The following is a 3,465-nucleotide window of genomic DNA, read 5'->3' as shown; positions in this document are numbered from 1 at the left end:
GGTAAAAAGCGTGAGTTGCCAACTAGTGTAAATCAGTACCGAAAAATAACAGATGAGCAGGATGGGATTTTTTACCAGCATCTCAAGAGAGCCGGTAATGGAATTTTCTATTTCGTTCACGTCACCGCTCATTCGGGCAATAATGTCCCCTTTTCTTTCATCGGAAAAGAAAGAAAGCGGCAGGCCGGTGATCTTACGGTAAACGGCGGAACGGATATCACGCACTATACCGGTGCGCATCGGCACCAAAAGACCGGCGGAGGCAAAGTAACACGATGTCTTCAGCAACGTGGCCGTGATGAGGAACAGACCGATGAGAAGCAACGTTGTCGACGCTCCGTAAATTTCCATTACTTGCTGCGTATAATAGTACATATTATTGACAATCACGTCCTTCGCACTTACCTTGGGGGTGTTCCACGCTATATAATGGTAAACTTTGGTGTCGAGTTTGAAAAGAAGATTGAGCATCGGGATGAGCGAGGCGAAGGAAAAGACGTTGAGCACGGCCGACAGCAAGTTAAAAACAAGCGAACCGATCATGTAGCGTTTGTACGGGGCAATGTATTGCCGCATCATCTTGAGGAATTCTTTCATGGGCTTTTATGTTTGTGGGCGGCGTAACTCTTCAAATAGCTCGCCAGAGACTTTTCTTTTAAACGGCGATATCCGGATTTTATGCGGCAATACGTGGAATTTCAAACGACCGTATCCGAATATGATGATACCATGTCCTCAAGCGGCCGGCCGCTTGAGATATTTGGTCTGTTATACGGATATTTCTTCTGAATGCGTATGAACGATGAAAAATATCCTTCAGCCTTTCCGTCCGAAATCAGCCGGAACTTCGCCCCAGCGCCGGGTTTCCCATTTGAGCAGGGGGATGTCTGCATAGGTATTGTTCTTCAGCCAGGCCTCGGCGCGTGCGATGAGGCAGAAGAGCTCTTCCGTGCGCGGCGTCCGGGGCAGTTTGGTGCGACACTGCTTGCGTTTCACCCAAAGCATGGCGTTACGGCTGTCGGAGTATACTGTGAGATTAACGCCCTTTTGCTTGAGCAAGGCGAGGGCATGAACAATGGCGAGAAACTCTCCGATATTGTTCGTCCCGTAAACGGGACCGAAATGAAATACCTCCTGTCCCGTTTTGAGATAGACGCCACGATATTCCATCTGTCCTGGATTTCCCGAACAGGCGGCATCAACGGCGAGCGCGTCGGCGGTAACTTCCGGCGGTAAGGGAAGTACGGTGTCCGTGCGCCATGAAGGCGGATTGGCAGTTCCGATTTCCCGAGACGCAGGAGATGGTGCCGATGGCATGCGGGACTCTTTTTTGCCCATATAGTCGGCGGCATGGCCATAATAGGCTTCTTCCGCCTCTTCCGCTGTGTTGAAAGCTTTGTATACGGCGCCTGTGACGCCCTCCACCCGTGAGCGGCATTCGTCCCATGATGCGTAAATGCCCGGCTCCGTGCCGTGCCATACCACGTAGTATTTTTTTTTCTTCGACAAAGAGAGTTTTCTTTGAATCAATTGCCATATATGCCGGAGCGGTCCGGACATTATATATAAGTATGTCGTCGCGCGGATTGGAGAATGTCCGCGCGACGACAAGCGGTGTGCGTCACATGCGTTCCGGCATCTCTATGCCCAGCAGGCCCATGCCCAGTTTCACGACCTTGGCCACATTTTGTGACAGCACAAGGCGGAAGGCACGTTTCTGCTCGTCTTCCTCGCGCAATATGGAGAAGTCGTGGTAGAACTGGTTATATTCCTTCACCAAGTCATAGCAATAGGCCGCTATGGCCGAGGGGGAATAATCCTGTCCGGCCTGTTTCACCACGGCGGCGAAGTCGGCCACATGCTGCACGATTTCTTCCTCCTTGGTAGAGAGTTCCACATTTTCGGGCAGGCTTTCGGGCAGATGTATGCCGGCGTCTTCGGCCTTTCTCAGGATGGAGCGTATGCGGGCATAGGTGTATTGTATGAAGGGACCGGTGTTTCCGTTGAAGTCGATACTCTCTTCGGGATTGAAGAGCATGTTTTTTCGCGCATCCACTTTGAGGAGGAAATATTTCAGCGCTCCCATTCCCACGATGCGTGCCACTTCGCGCTTTTCCTCTTCGGACATGTCGCTGCCCTTTCCGGCCTCATCGGCCGTGCGGCGTGCCTGAGCCACCATTTCGGCCACGAGTTCGTCGGCATCGACCACTGTTCCTTCGCGGCTTTTCATCTTGCCGTTAGGGAGCTCCACCATGCCGTAGGAGAAGTGTACAAGATCCTTGCCCCATTCAAATCCCAATTTGTCGAGCAGGATGGAGAGCACCTGAAAGTGGTAGTTCTGCTCATTGCCCACCACGTAAATCATCTTGTCAATGGGGAAGTCCTGAAAGCGGAGTTTTGCCGTACCGATGTCTTGCGTCATGTACACGCTCGTACCGTCGGCGCGCAGGAGCAGTTTCTCGTCGAGTCCTTCGGCGGTGAGGTCGGCCCACACCGATCCGTCTTCCTTGCGGAAGAAGATGCCTTTCTCCAGTCCTTCGTCCACCTTTTCCTTGCCCTCAAGATAAGTGTCGCTTTCGTAGTATATTTTATCGAAGCTCACCCCGAGCGCCTTGTAGGTTTCATCAAAACCGGCATAGACCCACTCATTCATGCGCCGCCACAGACCACGCACTTCAGCGTCGCCCTGTTCCCACTTTACGAGCATTTCGCGGGCCTCTTTCATGAGTGGCGCCTCTTTTTCGGCCTTGGCTTTGGCCTCTTCGGCGTCAAGCCCCTGCTGCTGGTAGCGGGCGGCAAGCTCGCTCACCTCCTGACGGTAGTGCTTGTCGAAGGCCACATAATAGTCGCCGATGAGATGGTCGCCTTTCTTTCCCGATGTTTCCGGCGTCTCGCCGTTGCCGTATTTCTGCCATGCCAGCATAGACTTGCAGATGTGGATGCCCCTGTCGTTGACGATGTTTGTCTTGACCACGCGGTTACCGCAGGCAGCCATGATCTGTGCCATTGACCACCCCAGAAGGTTGTTACGCACGTGTCCGAGGTGGAGCGGTTTGTTGGTGTTGGGCGAAGAATATTCTATCATGACCAGCGGCGACTCATCGGTGGCTTCGGTGAGGCCGTAATGGGGGTCGGCGTTGACCTGGGCAAGGAGTTCCACCCATTTTCCCGGAGCCACGACCAGATTGAGGAAACCTTTGATGACATTGAAAGCCTGCACAGTGTCGGAATGTGCGGCCAGCCACTGCCCTATCTCAAGGGCTGTATCTTCGGGTTTTTTACGCGAAACGCGCAGGAGGGGGAAAACCACGAGCGTAAGGTGTCCTTCAAACTCGCGCTTGGTCTTTTGCAACTGTATCATGTCGGCCGCTACTTCCTGGCCGTAGAGTTCCTTGATGGCGGCCAGCACGTCGGCGGCCAGCTGTTGTTCTATTTTCATATCGTGATGTTTGTTTTCCTATGTGG

At 53.0% G+C, this 3,465-nt stretch carries 3 protein-coding genes; all 3 read right to left on the bottom strand.

The genetic code is table 11. From position 1 onward, the window contains the following. The coding region (locus tag C5S62_RS04380) for an ABC transporter transmembrane domain-containing protein (RefSeq protein ID WP_133159494.1) at positions 1-597 on the bottom strand (597 nt) is incomplete at its 3' end. 219 nt (positions 598-816) lie between these two features. After that, on the bottom strand, positions 817-1,509 hold the full coding sequence (locus tag C5S62_RS04375; protein WP_172486084.1) for a viroplasmin family protein: 693 nt from the start codon (positions 1,507-1,509) through the stop codon (positions 817-819). Positions 1,510-1,621: 112 nt separating this feature from the next. Next, positions 1,622-3,439 carry an arginine--tRNA ligase gene (argS, locus tag C5S62_RS04370; protein ID WP_104404222.1) on the bottom strand — a complete coding sequence of 606 codons (1,818 nt, stop codon included), beginning with the start codon at positions 3,437-3,439 and terminating at the stop codon, positions 1,622-1,624. Between the last annotated feature and the right edge of the window lie 26 nt (positions 3,440-3,465).

The sequence above is a fragment of the Prevotella sp. MGM2 genome (assembly GCF_002933955.1).
In the GTDB taxonomy this organism is placed as follows: Bacteria; Bacteroidota; Bacteroidia; order Bacteroidales; family Bacteroidaceae; genus Alloprevotella.
The sequence above is the reverse complement of the archived record's forward strand: the minus strand, read 5'-3'. Positions and strand labels throughout refer to the sequence as shown.

What these genes read in the sequence shown, in the direction of transcription:
- argS (WP_104404222.1), bottom strand. Translation starts at nt 3,439, where the DNA reads ATGAAAATAGAACAACAGCTGGCCGCCGACGTGCTGGCCGCCATCAAG.